General features: G+C 30.3%; 18 protein-coding genes. 3 read left to right on the forward strand and 15 right to left on the reverse strand.

All coding sequences use genetic code 11. From position 1 onward, the window contains the following. Positions 1-7 precede the first annotated feature (7 nt). From V5E38_RS10710 to V5E38_RS10720, 3 genes are all read right to left on the reverse strand, one after another. The gene (locus tag V5E38_RS10710; protein ID WP_499213270.1) at positions 8-649 is read right to left on the reverse strand and encodes a hypothetical protein; all 642 of its coding nucleotides are present in this window, start codon (positions 647-649) and stop codon (positions 8-10) included. A 41-nt stretch (positions 650-690) separates the two neighbouring features. Further along, complete coding sequence (locus tag V5E38_RS10715; protein WP_499213271.1) at positions 691-864, reverse strand: hypothetical protein; 174 nt, start codon at positions 862-864, stop codon at positions 691-693. Positions 865-1,633: 769 nt separating this feature from the next. Then, a complete protein-coding gene (locus V5E38_RS10720) occupies positions 1,634-2,437 on the reverse strand; it encodes a hypothetical protein (protein WP_499213272.1) in 804 nt (267 codons plus the stop codon). A gap of 388 nt (positions 2,438-2,825) precedes the next feature. Here V5E38_RS10720 and V5E38_RS10725 point away from each other — a divergent pair, with 388 nt between their 5' ends. Both V5E38_RS10725 and V5E38_RS10730 read left to right on the forward strand, forming a co-directional pair. Next, the gene (locus V5E38_RS10725; RefSeq protein WP_499213273.1) at positions 2,826-4,100 is read left to right on the forward strand and encodes a Y-family DNA polymerase; all 1,275 of its coding nucleotides are present in this window, start codon (positions 2,826-2,828) and stop codon (positions 4,098-4,100) included. After that, positions 4,097-4,441, forward strand: coding sequence for a YolD-like family protein (locus V5E38_RS10730; protein WP_499213274.1), 345 nt, complete (start codon positions 4,097-4,099; stop codon positions 4,439-4,441). Before V5E38_RS10725 ends, V5E38_RS10730 begins: the two co-directional genes overlap by 4 nt. Before the next feature lie 756 nt (positions 4,442-5,197). Here the strand turns inward: V5E38_RS10730 and V5E38_RS10735 are convergent. The 9 genes from V5E38_RS10735 to V5E38_RS10775 form a co-directional block, all read right to left on the reverse strand. Next, positions 5,198-6,598: a deoxyguanosinetriphosphate triphosphohydrolase family protein gene (locus V5E38_RS10735; RefSeq protein ID WP_499213275.1), complete on the reverse strand. Its 1,401-nt coding sequence runs from the start codon at positions 6,596-6,598 to the stop codon at positions 5,198-5,200. A gap of 164 nt (positions 6,599-6,762) precedes the next feature. Beyond that, a complete protein-coding gene (locus V5E38_RS10740) occupies positions 6,763-9,087 on the reverse strand; it encodes a DEAD/DEAH box helicase (protein WP_499213276.1) in 2,325 nt (774 codons plus the stop codon). Next, positions 9,077-10,015 carry a Hachiman antiphage defense system protein HamA gene (locus V5E38_RS10745; protein WP_499213277.1) on the reverse strand — a complete coding sequence of 313 codons (939 nt, stop codon included), beginning with the start codon at positions 10,013-10,015 and terminating at the stop codon, positions 9,077-9,079. The genes V5E38_RS10740 and V5E38_RS10745 overlap by 11 nt, the downstream gene beginning before the upstream one ends. Positions 10,016-10,028: 13 nt before the next feature. Continuing rightward, complete coding sequence (locus tag V5E38_RS10750; protein WP_499213565.1) at positions 10,029-10,430, reverse strand: GNAT family N-acetyltransferase; 402 nt, start codon at positions 10,428-10,430, stop codon at positions 10,029-10,031. Between the two features lie 452 nt (positions 10,431-10,882). Then, positions 10,883-11,119 carry an RING finger protein gene (locus tag V5E38_RS10755; protein WP_499213278.1) on the reverse strand — a complete coding sequence of 79 codons (237 nt, stop codon included), beginning with the start codon at positions 11,117-11,119 and terminating at the stop codon, positions 10,883-10,885. A 257-nt stretch (positions 11,120-11,376) separates the two neighbouring features. After that, a complete protein-coding gene (locus V5E38_RS10760; RefSeq protein WP_499213279.1) occupies positions 11,377-11,574 on the reverse strand; it encodes a hypothetical protein in 198 nt (65 codons plus the stop codon). Positions 11,575-11,663: 89 nt separating this feature from the next. Next, positions 11,664-12,230, reverse strand: a complete 567-nt coding sequence (locus V5E38_RS10765; protein ID WP_499213280.1) for a DUF3841 domain-containing protein — start codon at positions 12,228-12,230, stop codon at positions 11,664-11,666. 267 nt (positions 12,231-12,497) lie between these two features. Then, positions 12,498-13,085, reverse strand: coding sequence for a hypothetical protein (locus V5E38_RS10770; protein WP_499213281.1), 588 nt, complete (start codon positions 13,083-13,085; stop codon positions 12,498-12,500). A gap of 604 nt (positions 13,086-13,689) precedes the next feature. Further along, positions 13,690-14,037 carry a DUF2538 family protein gene (locus tag V5E38_RS10775; RefSeq protein WP_499213282.1) on the reverse strand — a complete coding sequence of 116 codons (348 nt, stop codon included), beginning with the start codon at positions 14,035-14,037 and terminating at the stop codon, positions 13,690-13,692. A 199-nt stretch (positions 14,038-14,236) separates the two neighbouring features. Here V5E38_RS10775 and V5E38_RS10780 point away from each other — a divergent pair, with 199 nt between their 5' ends. Continuing rightward, positions 14,237-14,563 carry a helix-turn-helix domain-containing protein gene (locus tag V5E38_RS10780; protein ID WP_499213283.1) on the forward strand — a complete coding sequence of 109 codons (327 nt, stop codon included), beginning with the start codon at positions 14,237-14,239 and terminating at the stop codon, positions 14,561-14,563. Between the two features lie 321 nt (positions 14,564-14,884). Here V5E38_RS10780 and V5E38_RS10785 read toward each other — a convergent pair whose 3' ends face one another. The 3 genes from V5E38_RS10785 to V5E38_RS10795 all read right to left on the reverse strand — a co-directional run bounded on the left by V5E38_RS10785 (position 14,885) and on the right by V5E38_RS10795 (position 19,917). Continuing rightward, the gene (locus V5E38_RS10785) at positions 14,885-15,682 is read right to left on the reverse strand and encodes a helix-turn-helix domain-containing protein (protein WP_499213284.1); all 798 of its coding nucleotides are present in this window, start codon (positions 15,680-15,682) and stop codon (positions 14,885-14,887) included. Positions 15,683-16,907: 1,225 nt separating this feature from the next. After that, positions 16,908-18,446, reverse strand: coding sequence for a recombinase family protein (locus tag V5E38_RS10790; protein ID WP_499213285.1), 1,539 nt, complete (start codon positions 18,444-18,446; stop codon positions 16,908-16,910). Continuing rightward, positions 18,418-19,917 (reverse strand): recombinase family protein, encoded by a 1,500-nt coding sequence (locus tag V5E38_RS10795; protein WP_499213286.1) that lies wholly within the window; start codon positions 19,915-19,917, stop codon positions 18,418-18,420. Before V5E38_RS10795 ends, V5E38_RS10790 begins: the two co-directional genes overlap by 29 nt. Between the last annotated feature and the right edge of the window lie 17 nt (positions 19,918-19,934).

Below are 19,934 nucleotides of genomic sequence, written 5' to 3' on the forward strand. Positions count from 1 at the left end.
ACTCTCCTTATAAAGAAATCATGTCATAATTCCTTAAAGTACGTAATACTTCCATTGTAATAATACTTTTCCATTCCTTCTCCCCTGTATCAGCTTCCCAGTTTAAGATAAAATTACCCTCGTCTTCTTGGGAAAGTATCTCATTCGCTAGACAAGGTATAGTATGTTCCATAAGGAGAGAATATAGTGGACTTCGGGGTGAGGGAGCATACCAATAAGGTTTTGCGCAATAGTCTTTTGACCAAATCTCTTTCCTTGTTTCGATTATGTCAAATATATTGGTTTCAACTTTTTCTACTATTTTTTCACGTAATGAATCTTCAACTCGTTCAGCTAATCGAAGAAAACAAAGTGTAGCAAACCAACCATCCTTATTAAGCAATGGTAGTTTTTTCATAGCCTGTTCTGTCACTTCAGCGAGAAAACGAGTAGGAACAAGTTCCTGATATTCATGTAAATAAGCAATTAACTCTGCACATGGATTCGCCCACTTATCTGTTATCAAATAAAATTCAACAGGCGAATCTTTTTGATTTGGATACCAATATTTGAGATCTTTATCATAGGAGTTCATTATATAATTTATACCTTTACGAACAATTTCCTCATTGCTTCTTGCGTTAATATCATGTAGGATTTGAAACGCCATATTGGTATCCATAGCATTTTCAAATAACCTTTCACCTTCACCTAAATTTTTGAATCCACCATTTTCTCCTTGATACTTTTCAAGTTCATAATTACAGATTTTTTACTCCCGTTTTCAAAATGGTATTTATATAGTTCTTTTTCTAAATCTCTACCTTTAGTCATTAAATATTCTCTTGCTAAGCTCAATTTAACTTTAGATAGCTTTAGGGTCACTTAGTTTCCTCCATGGTATTTTTCTCTAAACTTCCTTTAAATTGTGTATATTTTCATTTACCATTAATAGTTATCTTATTAGATACTTTAATCATCTATCTTTCCATAACCATTTGTATTTAGCTCCACCAATTTCCTGTGTTTTTACTACTCAGATTTACATACGAAGGAAATAGAAGAATAATAAAAACACCAAATATAGAAGATAGAGATCCCAAGGTTATAAAAACCTGTGTATCAAAAGAGATATATTGTTTTTGATCACAATTGGAGCAATTCACACCTTCCCTTGAGTAAGAAAGCTTCCACAAAGATTTCTTACTCCATTTATAATCGCAATTTTGACATCTTGCCATAATATCTCCTTTTCACGTTTATTTTAAGATAGTAAAATATGTATACCATTTTCACAGAAAGTCGATTTAGATTGATTTTTTGTTTTTTATTTTTATGAATTCATGCTTTTAAATAATGCATCTCCTTAGGTGTTGCATTCTATGAATAACCTAATTCGAAACATAGTTTCAATCCCGAATTCTCGTTAGTATAATTGTGTATACTATCAAATTCTACATTCTTATATTAAGTCCTTTTTAAGCTCTAATGTCAGAAAGTGAAAAAGAGCTGAATTTTCAACAGCTCCTTTTTTGGTTAAGATAACGCTAGCTTTATTTGAAGTACAATGCTTCAAAAATTAATTATCACTTTGATTTGCCATACAAAAAAAGAAGCCTTCCACTAAGAAACGCCCCTTCCGTATATGATATATTTAATCGAACTTTTGGCATTGTTTATTGCTATCTTCTTGCGAAATATGTTTCTCAATTTTTAAATTTGTCACTTGTAGCCCTGTTATGTTAGAATCCCTTACAGAAAAAGTAAGTTTATCATAATCTCCACCGTGGTGTCCTGAATAGTTTAAAGCACTCGCAAAAATGATATGTCTCCTGGGGTCCCCATCAATAGGTTCAATTCTGATTTTTGGACACATAAAAAAATCAGAATAAGATGGACCCAAATAATTTAAATACCGTGTATACAATGCCTCTTCAAGCAACTCTTCTTTAGTTAGTCCGTCCAATTCTTTTCTCCACCCTACTACAAGCCAATCATAAAGAGTTTGTGACTTTAATCGCATTTTTTGGTTATTTTCCGAAACAATTAATTCTCCATCTTTAGCCGTGCAGGTTTTGCGTTTATTGTCAATTACACACGTATAAGCGGGTTCAATGGTAATCACTTCATCGTTTGCCATTTTTAACGTCAATTTATTGGATGGATTATCTAAAGATACCTCGATTGTTCCATTTACTCGGCTAGAGTTATTAAGCCAGTGTACCACTTTTCTGACTACAAGTTCTTGAAAACCATCGTTAATACTGAATAAACGCTCTTGCCCAGAATCATTTTTAATTTTAATGTATTGAACCTCTTCATGCTTTAATGAGTGCGACATTAATTGTTCCAAAAAAGGAACCCTTTGATTGATATTATTCTTTGCTTCAGCTATTTGGCTGAATGAATTAATTAAATATCCTATGAGGAATAGAATAACAAAATTATATTTCCTCATAATAGTGATTTTCCTACAACTATAAATATTAAAAAGCCATTTCTTACATGACAAGTTGTATCATCATAAAAATTACCTGTTCTCAAAATAACCAAATGGTAACCTCCTAGCTTATATTAAACTCTAATTTTTAGTTTTGGAAATATCCATTACGATTATTCTTGTTCAACTATACTGTCATTTAGTTCAACAAGAAATATCAGGCTTGTTCTTAAACAAAGTCATTATTTAAAGTTTTTATCTATTGTACCTCAGACCTCTTAAAAAACCAGAACAAAAGTTCTCACTTTTAATAAATTATCGTATACAAGAACAGATGTTTGTGTATAATAAATAAAGATATAAATAAAAACGAGAACGTACATTCTGTTAATTGGAGGTACTTATTATGTACGATTATTCAACTTTTCCTGAAGACTTGGTTTATTTTGTTGATATGAAGTCATTCTTCGCTTCAGTTAGTTGTATATTAATGGGATTAGATCCACTTAAAGTTAAATTGGCAGTCGTTGGTGATACAAATAGAGATGGTTCAGTAGTCTTAGCAGCTACACCTGAAATGAAGAAATTAGGAATTAAAACAGGAAATCGACTTTTCGAAATACCTAAACAAAATGACATTTATATTGTCAATCCATCTATGAGTTTGTATGTAAATATTTCAAATAAAATTACTGAACTTATGCTTACTAAATACGTCGCTCCTATCGACTTCATGCAATATTCAATTGATGAATTTGCTTTTTCAATGAAAGGTTATCAAAAACTTCATAAGCTATCCCCTGTGGATCTAGCTTTTAAAATCCAACAGGATATTTACGATCATTTTGGCATTTCGAGTTCTATTGGAATTGGTAGTAACTTGTTACTCGCAAAAATCTGTATGGATATAGAAAGTAAAAAACATCCGAGTGGTATATCACAGTGGACCTATGTTGATGTCCCTACCAAAATGTGGAATATTACTCCCTTAAGTAAATTCTGGGGCATTGCTAAGAAAACTGAACAGAAGTTAAACAGATTAGGCATAACTACTATTGGTGAGTTGGCACGATACCCGAAAGAAGTTTTAATCAAACAATTTGGGAATGTGATAGGTACAGAATTACATCTTCATTCTAATGGAATTGATTACTCTCGAATTGGTGAAATGAAAGACTACAAACCGAAAGATAAGTCAATTGGCAAAAGCCAAGTTCTATTAAGAGACTATCATTCACATGAAATTAAAACTTTAATACTAGAACAACTTGAGGAAGTTTGTTTTCGATTAAGAAATCAATACAATCAATCAAGAACTATTCATTTTGGGATTGGTTATAGTTCTGGCATTGGCGGATTTTCTAAAAGTGTCACCATTGATGAACCAACAAATTTAACAAAAGACTTTTATCAAGTTTGTCTTAAAATTCTAGAAGAAAATTATAATCAAGAACCTGTAAGGACTATATCGATCGCTTTAAAGAACTTTGTAAAAACTGACTCAGAACAAATTTCATTTTTTACTAATCCAATTAAAAAGCAAAAGGAGCAAAATTTATCAGTTGTGATGGATTCAATAAGAAGAAAATATGGAAAAAATAGTTTGTTGAGAGCATGCAGTTTTACAGATTTCAGTACTATTAGAGGTAATAATAAGAAAATTGGAGGTCATTTCGCATGACACAAGATCGAATGGGTCGAGGAATTATTAAATGGCAACCTTTTGTATCGATTCCACAGCAGTTTAAAGGGATTGCTGAAATTATCGATAATCAAAAAAAGGTAGCTCATCCAATATTAAATGACGATGAGCAGGAACGTATCAATTATATTCTTGTTGAAGCAGTCGAAAGAAAAAATGATGTATCGTTAGTTTATTGGGTTAAAGGTAGTATCGAAACCGAAATAGGAAAAATCAAAAATGTTGATCAGATAAACGCTTCTATTAACTTTGTAGATAAATATGACTCTATTCGTACTATTTCTATGATTTCAATAGTTGATGTCATTTCAATGCTCTAGTCTATTTGCAAACAAACCGAAACACATATCAGTTTGTTAATATTTTTCTGGTCACCCTGAAAAATCGGATGTGACTTTTAAGACTTAATATGAAAAATCTTTTAAAAATAAAATATATTAAAATGTACCATATATTATGTAGAATATTTTAGTTTAAAAAAGGATCTTCAATGCTCCTTTGTTTCAGGAGGAAGAACTGTAATATAGTTCATAAATCTAAAATATAATTCAACGTTGTTATTTAAAGATAAAAGCTAAACAATAAAAGAGGATAATTACTTATCCTTTTTTTGATTTATCTTACGATTGATTATTCACTTAAAATTATCTCTTTTAAGTAAAACAGTAATTTTATAAATTGTCTTTGTAAATAAACTGACAATTTTAGTTCAATAAAAAACAACTAAATAATCTGCCACTTTATGTAAGCTACGCATGAGTTAGGTTAATATGAAAATTTCATATCTAATTAATTTAGCTACACGCTCCCGTATTTTAAACAACTACTTTTGTTATTTGATTCTTATTCTTAAGTACACCTATTCATTTAATTAATAAAAAAACGCAATTATTAACCGTCGAATACTGTTTTGACACCGATTTTCTTATTTTCTACTGCTGAATTGTTGTAGCAAAAATTCAATTATCTTTATTCACGTACTAAAAGAGCTTGAAATTATTCAAGCTCTTTTTACATTTTTCTTATTAAATGACTACATTTATATGACAGACAAACCGAATTTCCACTTGTTAATTTTATTCCCCATAAATGTTTCCAATTCTACTTCCAAACAACTCCCCATACAACTTATCCGCATAAGAATCTGTCATTCCCGACATATAATCAACTACAAATCTTTCCCACGAAATATCATGTTGTTTCATTGTATCCCACTTATTAACCCATTCTCTTGGCATAATTTTTATTCCATCTTCTGGCTTTTTAAAAACTTCTAATAATCCTTTTATTATTACCTCACCTCTTTTTTGGAGACGTTGTACTCTTATGTCTTCAACTAAAGTAACCCAAGCTAACTTTTTTAAAATAATCATAAATCTCCATAATTCTGAATCTACCTCTTGAGGATTTTCTTCTTTTACCAATGAAATTTTATACCAATTACCGTCTTCAATTATTCCAACTCGATTAGCAAAAATATTAACATAATGTCCCTTTAATTCTTGACGGGCAATTGATTCGTTATTATTGCATTTTTTCAATATTTTATTCCAAACCTTTAAATATTGAGCCATTACTTTATTAATTTCTTCTTCAATTGAAATGTCTTCCCAAATTCCAGGGTCTTTCCTCTTGGCATTTTCAACTTCTCTTATTAAGGATGATTTAAGCCATTCTGTTTCTTTTAAGAATTCAGAAGTAATTCGAATTTTACCTGCCTTCATACCATCCTCAATATCATGTGTGGAGTATGCAATGTCATCAGATATATCCATAAGCTGAGCTTCCAAAGTTGCTTTATCCTTTGGAATTTCCCATGCATTTCTTATACTTTCAATGGTATTCCATTCTAAAGTATAAAGTCCTTTACCATTTTTAGATTCATTTATATAATATGGATACTTATTAATTCCCAGTAATACCGCATGAGTTAGGTTTAGACCAGCAAAGTCTCCATACCTTTCTTCAAGATACATTAATATTCTGAAATTTTGAGCATTTCCTTCATAAAATTCAGTTTGTTCTTCGGAATCATTTTTAGGCTTTAGAAATTCATTCAAATCATGTTCGCCTTTATGACCAAATGGTGGATGTCCTAAATCATGAGCCAAAGCAGCACATTCAACTACAAGTGGATCAATTTTTAATCCTGGATTGTCTGGGAGTTTACTACAAGTATCTGAAACATTTAGCCTATAAGCTATTTGTCTTGCTATTTGGGCTACCTCTAATGTATGAGTTAATCGAGTTCTATAATAATCACCAGAACCTGCTCCAAAAACTTGTGATTTCCCTTGCAACCTTCTAAATGAAGGAGAATGTATTAAACGTCCATAATCCCTGTGAAATTCACTACGTGTATCATTGTTATCCCTTGGATTGCTTTCAACCACTCTTTTTATTCTTAATTGGTTAGCATTAATTTTTTCGCTCACAAAAAAACCCCCATATTTTAACATATATGGGAATTTTATCACAATTTTCCTAATTATTTCTACTATTATAACTTTTCTGTTACAAAGCTCAGCAACGTTTCTCTCTATGAACTTGAATTTATGTAATATTTAATGCCAAATCTTATACAGATTACATTTCCTATTGGCTTCTATACTCTGCCTCATTTATTCTTAAACTTTTTTATTTATAAATTTTTATTAATAATTTTGGTTAATAACAAATACTCAAATTCATCAAGCTCTTCATTAAATTCTGAACTTAAGATTTGCCAATTATTATAGATCGCAGGTAGTTCCGCATCCATTATATTCCATAATTTAGTTTCTAAATTTCTTATTGTTGGAATTGGGAAACCTTGTTCTGCTAAATATAAACCAAGTTTAGATCTAACACCTAACTCAAAAAAACGTATAATTGATTCAAATGCAATTGATTCTGTATTTATATTTTTAGTTGGTAATGAACAAACATACTTTAGAATATTACTAAAAATCGATAAAAATTTCGGGACTTTATACTCAATTATATTTCTAATATTAGAAAACACATCAATGTATATTTTATCAACAATTGAGTTCTCCAAAGTTTCAAAATCTTTATACTCATTTAGATGATACATAATTAACCTTATTAATCCATTAGATTTAGCATAATCAGATGCAACTTTCCCAAATTTTTTAACTTCATAATCATCTAACATTCCAATCTCTTTGAAAGCACCTAAAATCTTATATAATGTACCTTTTCTTAAAAATTCTCCAATATTAGAACATTCTAATACCAAACTCTTTAGTTCTCTTGTACTTTTATTCTCTAGATATTGGATTAAATTAATTTGATTCAATTTATCTACTAGTCTATTCTTAACGAACACAGAGCTGTCAATATTATACTCTTTAATCAATTCTTCCCTTTGAATTTTCTTTTGAATATTTTTTTCAGATAAATCCTGTTCATCAGCATTATCTAAATCGATGTTTGAAATCTCATCTTCACCAAAAGTAACAAAGTCTAATTTTTCACCTTGCTCTTGTAATTTGTCATATACCTCTTTTTCAAGGTAGAATATTCTTCCAACAAAATGGTGATAATATCTCCCTGCACGTCCATTTATATTTTTAATGTCAAAAGTCTTAAGTGTCTTTCGTCCCTTACTTGTACCATAAAAAATAATATTCTTTGCTTTCGTGTTAACACCTTCAGTGATTGAAGTTGTCGAGAATAGAGTCTTTAATTCTCCTCCATTAAAAAACTCCAGTATTGCATTTTGAATATATTTAGGAAATGCCCCGTGGTGTACCCCAATTCCTCTTTTAAGTAATTCTATTATTGTCCAGTATACGTGGGTTGGTTTATTCTTGAATAAAACAGAATACCTTTTTGAAAGGTGATCTACAAACATTTTTAACTCTAACGATTGATTCTCTATTGGTTCGAATAAGATTAGACATTCACGAGCAAGACTAGTGACTTTTTGTTTAGATTCAGCATAAACAATTGTTGCGCCATAATTCCTTTCCTCAATTAGCTGAATTATTGTTAATAGTTTCTCAATTTTCGTTTTTGCATTACCATACTTTATTTTAATATTATCTTCAAGGTAAATTTGGCTACTCCATGATTTAATATGAATTTTATTTACAAATTCAGTATCAATTTGAAATGGCGTAACTTCATTTTTATTTAAAAAATTTACAAGACCTCCCCCTAAATTTTCTAAGTTAATATATGGTCCCGCTAAATAAAACTCTTTTACAGACTTTGATAGTAAATATAGAACGATTCTAAAAACCTTATCCCTTTCATCTTCTGCATAAGTTTCATCTTCATCATTAGTTTCAAAAAAATTATCAATTTTATAGATTTCATCCATAAAAAAGAAATCAAACTCAATTTCTGGGAAATCATTCATAATTTTTAGGACTCTCTCTGGCGTCAAAATAAAAATATTGTTACCACTTTGGATTTCCATATGTGTATTACTAATTACTTTGTAATGTAAATCATATTTTCTAACAAACTCTTGAAAATTATCCACGTTCTCATTTAACAAAGAGATTGTTGGAAAAATTAATAATATGTTACTATACCTTTCTTTATTTCGAAAAATAATCTCTCTAATTAGAAATGTCTTTCCAAATGATGTCGGTGCACTTACAAACATTTTCTTACTTTCTATATTTTGATATGTATCAATAATTTCTTTTTGAAATTTATCTAATTGTATTCCAGTTTCACTAGTATAAAATTCATTAATAGCTTCATTTCTATAAATATATGAAACATTATTTTCAGTTAATTCATCAGGTAAATCAAGTTCATTTAATATGTTATATCCAAATGTCCTTAATTTTTGTGATGCCATATATAATAATTCTTTCGTTAATTGATCATCAAAACCTAATTTCTCATCTGATATTTTACAAATAAGGTTTCTTAAATCCTCAAACCTTTCTTTGGATTCATCATAATTATTTATTGCTTTAACAAGCTCTCTATTAATGTTCATCTAATAGCCCCATACTTTCTCTTAATGCTTTTAAATCCCTAATCGGAATAAACCATACTAAAATTTCATATTCATTTTGCAATAACGTTTCAAATTTTTCATCAAATTGGTCAATAATTTTTTCTAGTTCAGTTTCCAGTTCTGATTCAAGATTTCCTTCTACTTCGTAGAAACTTGGCATTCCGTATGCTAGTAAACACGGGAATACAATTTTAATTCGTTCATTTTTAAAAAACTCACTTAATGAGTCTGCTCTAGTTTCTGGAGATAGATCCTCATTGTCCCAGTATACTTGATTGATTTTCTCTAGAACATCTATTGCCTTTGGTAATGTTTTTGTCTCCTTATCAGAAACAAAGAATAATTGTTTGGCAGTATATAACATATTCGCTTTATCTGTTAAATCCTTCTTAATATCTGTAACACAATATGATCTAGATCCCATTTTTGCTTGACCTAGCCAAAGGAACTTGTTATCATCTTCATCAACAGAAATATGTAAACCGTCATACCCCTTCAGTTCTTGGTTATCTGTATCCTGTCTATAAACTGCTCTAGTAGCAAGCTTATTTACATTATTACTAAACATGGTAATTAATAAATCAAGCAGTAATTCGCTATACAAGCCATTGCCCGCGCCTTTTCTTTTTGGAAGCCTAGTATCTAGAGCAATTGTAGCAGCTTTTTCTAAATCATTTAATCTCCCTTTTTCGTAAGCCTTTATAACTTCTGTTTCAGAATATGCATAATAAAATATATACTTCCTCATAAAGTTTCCAAGTCGTTTTTCAGATTCAGTATCGAAATGATGTCTAAAAGGTTCGTATGTATGTGTCCCCTTTTTTGGCTCATGTTTAAAGATAATTGAATTCCTCAGATGTTGCCCAATTAATTCTTCAAATATTTCGTAAAATTTATCTTCACTCATAAAAATTCTCCATTCAAAATAATTTCCAAATATTCCTAATTTCATAATAGCATGATGTTTTATATTTGTATTTATCTTTAGAAAATTGAGACTCATTTAAAAAATGTAATCTAGATATTATTAATTGATTTTCTTTCTTAACATGATCGATTAATTTTCCTTCTTTTTTCATGCCAATTTTTTGTATTCCCCTTCCCGAAACAGGATTTGTATTAAAATAACGAGCAAATACTTTATGATATTGCTTTTCAACAAATGCAAATCGTAATATAGCTTGAGCTGCTTCTGTTGCATATCCACAACCCCAAAACTCTTCATCAATCCAATAAGCAATTTCACCATAATTAAACTTTTGGTTATTAGATAACGAAATTGCTCCAAATAATTCTCCTGTTTCTTTATCTGTTACAGGAATTCAATGACTTATTACTATTAAAATTTTCAATGTGATTATCAATTCAAGATAGCATCTTGGATCGAGTATGAGAAAGGTAGATAAAGAGTATTTTTATAGATATTGTAATTATTACAAAGCTTAGTAACAGCTGCTGCATCTGACTTTTGAAACAATCTTAGTACTAATCTATTTGTTGTAATAATTATCTTATTATTATCATATATCAACTTCGACATAAAAAAAGCGATAACCTTTATTAAGCTATAGCATGCATTAGTTGTATAAGATTTTCTCAAGATTGTCTAATTAGAAAATCTTTATTAGCTCAAAAAAACAATATTTATAAGAGACTAAATTAAAGGAACCACACATATTAGATATATCTAACTTGTGTGGTTCCTTTAATTTCAGGTGTTTTACCTGTTCAACCTAAATATAAGATTTCGGCTCTTTTTTGTTTATTCATAGAATTAAGCGTTTTGATACTTAACAGTTCTTCCGTCATTTCGATCGCTGATTTTAGTAACTCTTGGAGAGATTGATGCTCTTGTTTTGTATTCCTTCTGACAATCTGGACAATAATATTCCTCTAGTTCATTATGACCTGCTTGTTGGGTTACTTCTACTCGGTAAACACAACCACAAAAATTACAAGTCTCTTTATCATTACTATCTAAATACGGATTTCTTGCAGCCCAATCAGACATTTAATTCACCTCTAGTAAACATTTATTTGTTAAATTATACCATATAAATGAGATTGGTAAACTTAAAAAGTATATCTATATTACTACCTCCGAAATCACATGGCTATATTTATAAACTTCGGAAAATTTTCGATTGGTTTAATTGCTACTATAAAATGAGTACTCTAGTAGTTACTACAATACCATAAATAGAAAAAGAGTTGCCGAAGTAACTCAAGCTATTGAACTAACGCATACGTTAGTTGAATAAGAATTTATTAAATTTTAAATTTATTACTATCTGGAAGATTCGAATACATATCAAATAAATCCTTTGCAGTTTGTTTGATAAATTCATCCCCACCCGTTCCAGTGAATGCAGTAACAAATCTTGTATAAATTATCATTAAGAGAGTTTTAGCAGATGATTCGTCTAAATGTTTAATTTTTTCCCTTACTTCTTCAATTTCTAGCAATACAAGTACCTCCTAATAAATGTTCACTAACCTATTGGTTACCTAAATCAACTAACGCGCCAGTGAGTTGAATAAGGGTTCCTAACCTTTCAAGCCCAGTCGAGTTTCACGGCTTTCCCGTGAAGTAGCTCCCAGGAATGTGAAGTTACGTTAAAGCGATAAACCGCATGAAGTTCGTCTTCAGTAAAGCCGTCAATGACGCCTTGCTTCGTTGACCCATCACTATACTCCTGTTTTATTAGCCAGTCAAAATCAAATACTCGTTCCCACCCAAATCGTTCAGGGAGAATGTCTTCGTATGGTTCTTCTTCCGCAGATGTTAGTCTGCCCTCGTTCAGTGGTACATGCCAAGCGTCATAACAACTCCACAACACTTCCTTCTCGCTATGCTCGAAGATAAATAAATAATTTTCTTTATAACCTTCTTCAATGTCCCAGTCCGTTGCACCATCACGGTACCCTTCAGGAATTTCTTCCCATACCCATATCAGTGCAGATGCACTCGTTTCACGGATGTGTTTCTTAAACTGTTCGAGCATCCAGGTATACGGCGTTCTCATCAATTCATCGAAGATGAATGAAGAATCAGCTTTGTAATTACCGCTTTGACGACAGACTTTCCACCAAGCTGTTTTTTGAAAAGTGTACAGTTTCACTTAAGCTCTCCCTTTTCTCAATATCTTCTTTTAGTATATTTTTTACTAAATTCTTATGCAACTAAACTGCCATTTTGTTGAATAAAGAAATCGACTAAACTGCCGATCTTGTTGTACAACTAATGCATGCTTTCTAGTTGTTTAATTGTAGAGTTATCATATTTTGCACCAAATTAAAAGTGCTTTTGCAAAGAAAAAAAACACTGGTACGACTTCACATTCTTTTAGAAGACAAAATAAAAAAAGCCAGAGAACTACCCCTCTAGCTTAAACCAATTTCACTTCTTTTATCTCCTTAACTAATCTTTCTAAAATCTCCATCGTTTCTTCATCTGTATAAAACTCATTATTAATTGAGTTAATTGAGTAGTAATCAATATCGTTATCATCTATAACATTAAGTAAGATTGCTCTACTTTTGATACTCTCAACATGTTCACTTTCATAAACAATATTAAATTCTGCTATTTTATCTAATTCATATTCATCATCATCATTATGATCACCATATTTGACGTGTTTTTTTAATCCGCCAAAAGCTGTTTCAATCTCATCGGAGTATTCACAATCGTCTAAGTAAAATAGTAAATCTTCTACAATGTATTCATGTAGACTATGAGCATATTTCATCAATTCATCATCATCTTCATCTTCATTGATAGATTCGATATATTCTTTTTTTATTTCATTAAAAGCTTCACTGTACTTTTCTTCAATCATAATTTTAGAAGCGAAAAGTTCAGTTACACTTTTTGTGTATTGTAAAACATCATCATACCCTTCTGTATCTTCAAACCCTTTTAATTGGTTCAACATATATAAAGCCATTTCTTTCGTTAATCCTTCTTTATTCATGTTTATTTACCTCTCCCTCGCCTTTTAAACTGTATCTAATATCCCGCGACATACCTGAATCATAAACAAAATCGCAAAAATGACATCTATATGCTTTCTGTGAAAGTACAAATTATAAATACTTGCTAATAGAAAAACGAAAAACAACATGTTGCAGGATGAACGCTTACTTCTCTACCTGTAACATTATAAAACTTGAATATCATCGAATTCACTCCTCAGTTATGAATCTTTCTACTACTTCAAATTTACCAATTTATTATAGCATTCCTTATTAAACTAAACTGCCATTATGTTGAATAAGGAAAAGGAGTTTTGTTCAAAAGATTGACCCAAATTGACTTTATTAGAACGCTACATAATAAGGGTCTTCTTCTTCATTTAGTGGTTTTTTTATTTTTTCTGTGAAATTTGACTACGTAATTCCCTCAATGTCTCCTACTGTAAAAAACCTACCTCTTATCTTTCGCACTTCAGGTTTGCAATTCTCCACCTATAGTTTATTCCAATTGTTGCATCTATTAGCTTGTCTAGATTCAATTATATAATTTCAATCTCTTATATAAAAAAATAATGACCCAAATAAAAATAGGGTCATTTCTATCTACATAACACAAATTTGTTGAAGTACCTTAAAGTAATCCTCATTATTTCTCCATGCATACGAAGCATTATTTAAATGAAATGGATTGTGCCCCGACCAAAAATGTAATCCCAAATCAACCAAATAATTTGTACCTTCTCCATCATTTAAAGAATACACCAAATTAGAATTTTCCTTCTTAAAATACCAATCAAATGGTCCATTTATACGCTCTGTGAAATCGATACGATTAAAAATTATAGGAATAGCAGCTACATAACAAGCCTTTTTATAGTCTTTATGATCATTTTTAAAATATTTTAATAAGAATTCATAATTGTTCTCGTGTTCTGGGCAAATAAAGTACATTAATTTCCCTCCTTATTAAAAGCTGCTTGAAAAATTAATTAAAATAGTATATGTGGACAGCATCTGTTTCATGATTACCGACTATTTATTAAATCAAATGAGATAGATCAATAAACTTATATTAAAACACAAATATTTGAAGGGAATATTCTTTATTTATCGAAATTATGTTTAATAAAGCCTGATTCGGAGGGAAATTATGTTACTTGACCTGGGTGAAAAAATGCGGGAATTACGGCTTCAAAAAGGGTATGGTTTAAATGAATTTGCTAAAATACTAAATATTTCACCGAGTTACTTAAGCCAATTAGAAACAGGAAAAACGGAGAATATCTCGTTCTCGCTACTTCAGAGATTTCAAGAAGAACTTGCCTTACTTCCTCTAAATGTAGATGAAAACTCAAGAATTAGTCGTCTATTTCAACAATTAGAATTGCTAAGAGAAGTGGACGAAGAATCGTATGAATTTGTTTTATTTAGTTTAGAATCAAATATTAACTGGTTAATTGAAAAGAAAGTTAGATAACAGTAATCTCAGTTTTTGCATTTTTATTTAGTATTAGATTATTAAAGAAAATAGCATGCATATTACCTAACATTCGAATATTCATCTACATTGTAGATTAGATATACTGGTTGTTGTTATTCTTCGTTATAAGAATTAGTGTATTATCTTGTATCTCAGAAACAGCATATTATTAAGCTGAGTTTCGTTCATCTGAAACATGTTTTTATTTTGGAAAACACAATTACTCAGTGGCTGATTTTACAAATAAACGCTGTTGTAAAAGACATGATACATCGGAATTTAATTATGCGCTCAGTTCATTGGTGTTTCATCCTTAATTTATTTATTCCCATCCTTTTCAAAATGTTCAGCTGCAACATATTTGGCTGTCAGTTTCAAAAATGGTTTACACATTTCAAACTGTTTTCCTGAGTATAAACATTTATATTTCTTTTTATCTATTGGTTGGTTCCATTCTGAAATTCTATTTAATAATACATTTTTGATACTCCTTAAAATTTCTTCTTTATATTTTGAAAAGATATCAAATGATAATATTGAATGCATTGCATCTAGAATTTGTTCATCATTAAAGGGTAAATTTGTATCCATTAATTCTTCCTCATTAACTGTTTTCTCTTCGAAAAATGCAAGTTGAGTAGTTCCATCCTCTTTTTTTGAATTATTTTTTGACTTACTTTTACTGGTATCAGTATTATTTAAGTCGCTTTCTTGTAGAGAAATTATTATTTGCTTAATTAAATTCAAATTTTCATTAAAACTTGACATACTGTTTGTTATCTCGATTAATTGATTTTCAATTGCTTTTATTGATACGAGTTCCTCTGCTTGTGCATGAAAAGAATATGTAATCTTTTGTTCAATAGATCCTAACTTTTCGGTTAACGTTTCAATTGAACTTTTTATTATTTTTGAATTGTTAAGTAACTCAAGCATTTTAGGCTTCTTTTCATCGATAAAATTCAATAGGTCTTCCTCTCTAATATAATAACAGTGATCTTTCTTCTCACTTTTTATTAAATTTTTGCTGACCCATCTAGTTACAACTTGTTTTGATCGAGAAATTTCAAATTGCTCTAATAATTTAAACGCTTCGTCGACAGTGTAATATTTCATTACTCATCTCCTTATGAACGATATTAACTAAATTAATTTTATGAGAGGAAAATTAAAAAATTGACTAATTTAATGCCTGTTAATACTAATTAAATTTCAAAAATTACAAACAGTAAGAGGTTGATAAATAAAAAGTACCCAAAAATGATAAATAGGTAGCATTTATCTTCAAGAGATTATTTCATAAGAAATCCTAAAAATCTATCTTATAAGATGCATTCCTTGCAATTGTTCCATCATCTAGAAAAACAAAAGTAAGCCATTGAAATTTCCAACAGCCTACTTTTGTTATTTCTTATATTGTACTTCTGCAAGTAATATTGATTGATGTGTTTAAGACAGGAACGGATACGAAATTATTGTTTTACTAAACGTTTCACATTTCAAATCATTTTTTTATGTCCATTGTACACCACATTCAAATAAATCAGTTTGTAACGAATTATATTAGTATTTAGGCTTTCATTTTCTAAAAATTCCTTTAATCAGTACTCCTTTTCTGCTACTTATGCTTAAAGGTTTTTATAGCAACTATTGACGTTAAGGAATCACTTAAAAAGATTTATTTGGACAAGCTCTTTAGCTACTGGAGTAATATTACTTAGGTAAACTGTATTCGACGCCTTTCTCTCTAAATCGAAGTCATCCTCTATAATTCTACTAAAGATTAGATATAATTTCATTTAACCGAATAATCTTAATAACCGCTTGTCTTTAACCGAGTAATCTATATAGCCGAAAATAATCAGTCTAACTATTCACAATTTTTAAACCAATGGACAAATCCCCTTGAAATCAATGGGGACAAGCAATTTTTTAAATTTTTTTTCGGTAAATAGGATGTAAACCGATCGGTTTACATCCTATTTACCGATAGGTATAAATATGGATTTCCTAATAACCGAAAAAAATGCCATCTAATTTATTCAAATCTAATAAAGTATTACTCAATTAAGCTAGTAAACAGATATTAGTCGTTCTGATTGTTCGTATTTATTCCTCCAATACAACTTGTCCAGTTGGATCTTTTTCGGATATTAATTTTATTCTTCAATTTCCTACTTACGAAAAACGGTTCACCCCCTTCGTAATTCGTTGTTACTATTATTTTTTTCATTTTTCTTCATTTTTTTAATCATTTTCAACTTAAGAATTGATAAAAAATAGATTTTTGCAAAAAAATAAACCAAAAGCTTCATTAGCCCTCGGTTTACGTTGACACCATTTAATTGATTACATCTAAATGCAGCTTACCATCTAGATCCACATATAGATCAGAAATTAACTCCAATATCATTTTTCTAAATTGAACATGACTACTTTCTTCTGTTAATTGAAAACCTTTAAAATGGATTGAGTGAGGACCTTCCGCATATTTTATTGCTTTTTCTAGCTGTTGGCGCTTTTGTTTTAATTTTCCTAGCTGATTGTACATTTGTTCTCTTTCTTTTTTCATAAACAATTGATAATGAAGTAGAGACTCTAAGAACAATGCATTTTCCTCATTCTCTTCTAGATCTTTCTGGAACATTTCTTGAAGGAGCATTTCCATTTCATTAATTTGAATGCTTTTCTCGCTTGTTTGCTCATTTAAATGAAGAATAGTGTCTTTGATGTTTTGTTGGTCAGCTATTAATTGTTGTGTTGCTTTATTGAAAGCCTTCTCTTTGCTCGATGCTAGTAAGTTTGATAATAATTCATCTTTAAAATAATCATGGATCTTTTTTGCTGTTACTTTTAATGAGCATTGATCGGACTCACAATAATAATAAAGGTCGCCGTAGTTGTTCTCACCAACTTCCTTTATCTGATTCTTCGTTTTTAATAATTGCTTACATTGTTGACATCTAACAATATCCTTTAATATAAATGGTGTATTGTACCGTTTCGGATTATGCCCTTTACTTTTCTTTTTTTCGTATAATTGCATTACATATTCCCATTCTTCTATTGAAATGATGGGAATAATTGTCGGATTCCTTGCAAATTTCCATGTTTCACGATCAGTCAACGTATTCTTTTTCAACCGATTCGCGGTTATATATCCTGCATAAAATGGATTTGTAATAATCATTTTTATTTTATCCTTACTCCATTTTTGAACACCATCATTCAGCTCAGATTGTACTTTTACGACGATTTCATTAAAGCCATAACCACGTTTAAACCAATCAAATATTTTAATAACAATTTGTTTTTCTTCTTTCACAAGTGAAAATGTTTTTGTTTGACAATCATAACGATAGCCATAAGGAGCTTTTCCGCCAGTCCATTCCCCCCGTTCTTGCTTGCTTCGTAAAGTATCTGCTGTTCGTTCTCGAATGTAAATATATTCCATTCTCGTCATACCATCTTTTACTGCACGCGGAATTACTTCCATCGATGTATATAATTCTCTGTCTAACACACTAATTACTGGCATTCCTACTTCATTCATATCTTTTCTAAACTGCTGATGTTCTACTGTGTCACGTGCAATTCGGTCATCCTTATAGATTGCTATAAAATCAAATTCTCCCATTTTCGCAGCAGCTTTTAATTTTTGCAATGCAGCTCGTTCTTTAAGTGGTGTTTTAACAGCGGATACCCCTGCATCTATGTATTGATGATTTTCCAAAAAGATACAATTATGTTCAGCTAAAAAATTCTCAACAGCATTTTTTTGCATTAAAAAGTCTTGTTTATCAGTCGAATATCGTGCATAAAAAGCTGCCTTTCGATTAGGTTGAATTACCTCATGATAAGTTAGTGGTTTTTGTGTCATGATTATACATCTCCTTTGCTGTAAAAAATGGATGTTTAAACTGAAAATCTATTTCGTATTTTCCGATATGAACACTTTCAATAATATCCGTATAAAAAATGTCCAATTCATCAATTGATACTTTCTCTAATACATTTCCTTTAAATAGATCATGTGACTTTTTAATTTTATCCATAAATTTATTTATTTCTTCTAACTTTTCAAAATAAAAAGCTATTTCTTTCTTAATCTCTTTTAATTTACGGTAACAATCTACGAGATTATCTTTATGAAGTTGGTTTTTACTTTTAATAAACTTTTCCGTTCGCTTAATTGCTTCATCTTCTAATCCTTTGACCAATTGAAAATTCTTCTCAATGATAGTATTTAAACGATTTACGTTTGCTTTTTGCTGCCGCTTATAAAGCTCACTAAAATGGTTAGAGAGTAGATTTTGAAAGTAAAAGTCAGATTGAACTTTAATATTATGCTCAACATCATCTAAAAAGGCTCTTGTTTTACATTCCTCGTTTTCACAATTTACAATCCGATAGTTAGTACCACCCACCATTTGCTTACTTAAAACTAAATTCGCTTTACACTCCTTGCAATAAAGGAATTTTAGAATAGGACAGCGAAATTTTACTTTACCCTTTTTATTTTCGAGGATTTTTTCAAAAATGGCATTTGCATCAAGCCATTCTTTTTCTGTAACGATGGCTAAATCGTCGTATTTTCTCTCATATTTCTCGTTACCAAATTTCATGATTCGAGTGCCTGCATACATCATGTTACCAATGATCTCTTTTAATTGTGTCTCATCCCAAGAACGCTCTTTTCCTTTTTTGGTCATTCGAATAAAATCATTTTCCCTTAAATACCTCGTAATAGATGAAACATTTTCATGATTTCCATGTAAGAGTGTATCAAAAATGGCTTTTACAATTTTAATCTCATCTTCATCTATCTCGATTTTGGGCAACTCATTTTCTACTTCAATTTTTTTAAAACCAAATGGGAGATTACCAAGTTTAATCCCTTTAGTATAATTCGCGATCCTTGTTTCAAGAATTCGAAGCGCAATTTGTTTCCCTTCGTGCTCAGCCATCGCACCTAATATGGTTTCTAAATATTCACCAACAGGTGTGTACATCATCGGTACTTCATTTTGTGAAGTAAAATGAACTTTAATATGATGTGTTTTAAACAGTTGGTACAATTCCAAGTGTTCTTGCACATTTCTTGCCAGCCGATCACGCTTATATACAACAATTCCTTCGATTAAACCTTTCTCAATTTGTTTTTGAATTTTATGAATTCCTGTTCTATCTTTTAGCCCAAGTTTCCTTGCAGACGTATCAATATCTTCAAACTCTTCATCAATGATAATCCGATTCTTACTAGAGTAAGTTAACGCCATTGATTTTTGCATTTGAATCGAATTTTCTTGTAGATCTGTTGAATTACGATAATAGGCTACTGTCTTTTTCACTGTTCTGTTCACTCCTT

Source organism: Rossellomorea sp. GAMAL-10_SWC (assembly GCF_049568075.1).
Classification (GTDB): domain Bacteria; phylum Bacillota; class Bacilli; order Bacillales; family Bacillaceae_G; genus Gottfriedia.

What these genes read in the sequence shown, in the direction of transcription:
- V5E38_RS10785 (WP_499213284.1), bottom strand. Translation starts at nt 15,682, where the DNA reads ATGAAATATTACACTGTCGACGAAGCGTTTAAATTATTAGAGCAATTT.
- V5E38_RS10720 (WP_499213272.1), bottom strand. Translation starts at nt 2,437, where the DNA reads ATGAGGAAATATAATTTTGTTATTCTATTCCTCATAGGATATTTAATT.
- V5E38_RS10770 (WP_499213281.1), bottom strand. Translation starts at nt 13,085, where the DNA reads ATGAATAAAGAAGGATTAACGAAAGAAATGGCTTTATATATGTTGAAC.
- V5E38_RS10780 (WP_499213283.1), top strand. Translation starts at nt 14,237, where the DNA reads ATGTTACTTGACCTGGGTGAAAAAATGCGGGAATTACGGCTTCAAAAA.
- V5E38_RS10790 (WP_499213285.1), bottom strand. Translation starts at nt 18,446, where the DNA reads ATGACACAAAAACCACTAACTTATCATGAGGTAATTCAACCTAATCGA.
- V5E38_RS10725 (WP_499213273.1), top strand. Translation starts at nt 2,826, where the DNA reads ATGTACGATTATTCAACTTTTCCTGAAGACTTGGTTTATTTTGTTGAT.
- V5E38_RS10710 (WP_499213270.1), bottom strand. Translation starts at nt 649, where the DNA reads ATGGCGTTTCAAATCCTACATGATATTAACGCAAGAAGCAATGAGGAA.
- V5E38_RS10745 (WP_499213277.1), bottom strand. Translation starts at nt 10,015, where the DNA reads ATGAGTGAAGATAAATTTTACGAAATATTTGAAGAATTAATTGGGCAA.
- V5E38_RS10740 (WP_499213276.1), bottom strand. Translation starts at nt 9,087, where the DNA reads ATGAACATTAATAGAGAGCTTGTTAAAGCAATAAATAATTATGATGAA.
- V5E38_RS10755 (WP_499213278.1), bottom strand. Translation starts at nt 11,119, where the DNA reads ATGTCTGATTGGGCTGCAAGAAATCCGTATTTAGATAGTAATGATAAA.
- V5E38_RS10775 (WP_499213282.1), bottom strand. Translation starts at nt 14,037, where the DNA reads ATGTACTTTATTTGCCCAGAACACGAGAACAATTATGAATTCTTATTA.
- V5E38_RS10730 (WP_499213274.1), top strand. Translation starts at nt 4,097, where the DNA reads ATGACACAAGATCGAATGGGTCGAGGAATTATTAAATGGCAACCTTTT.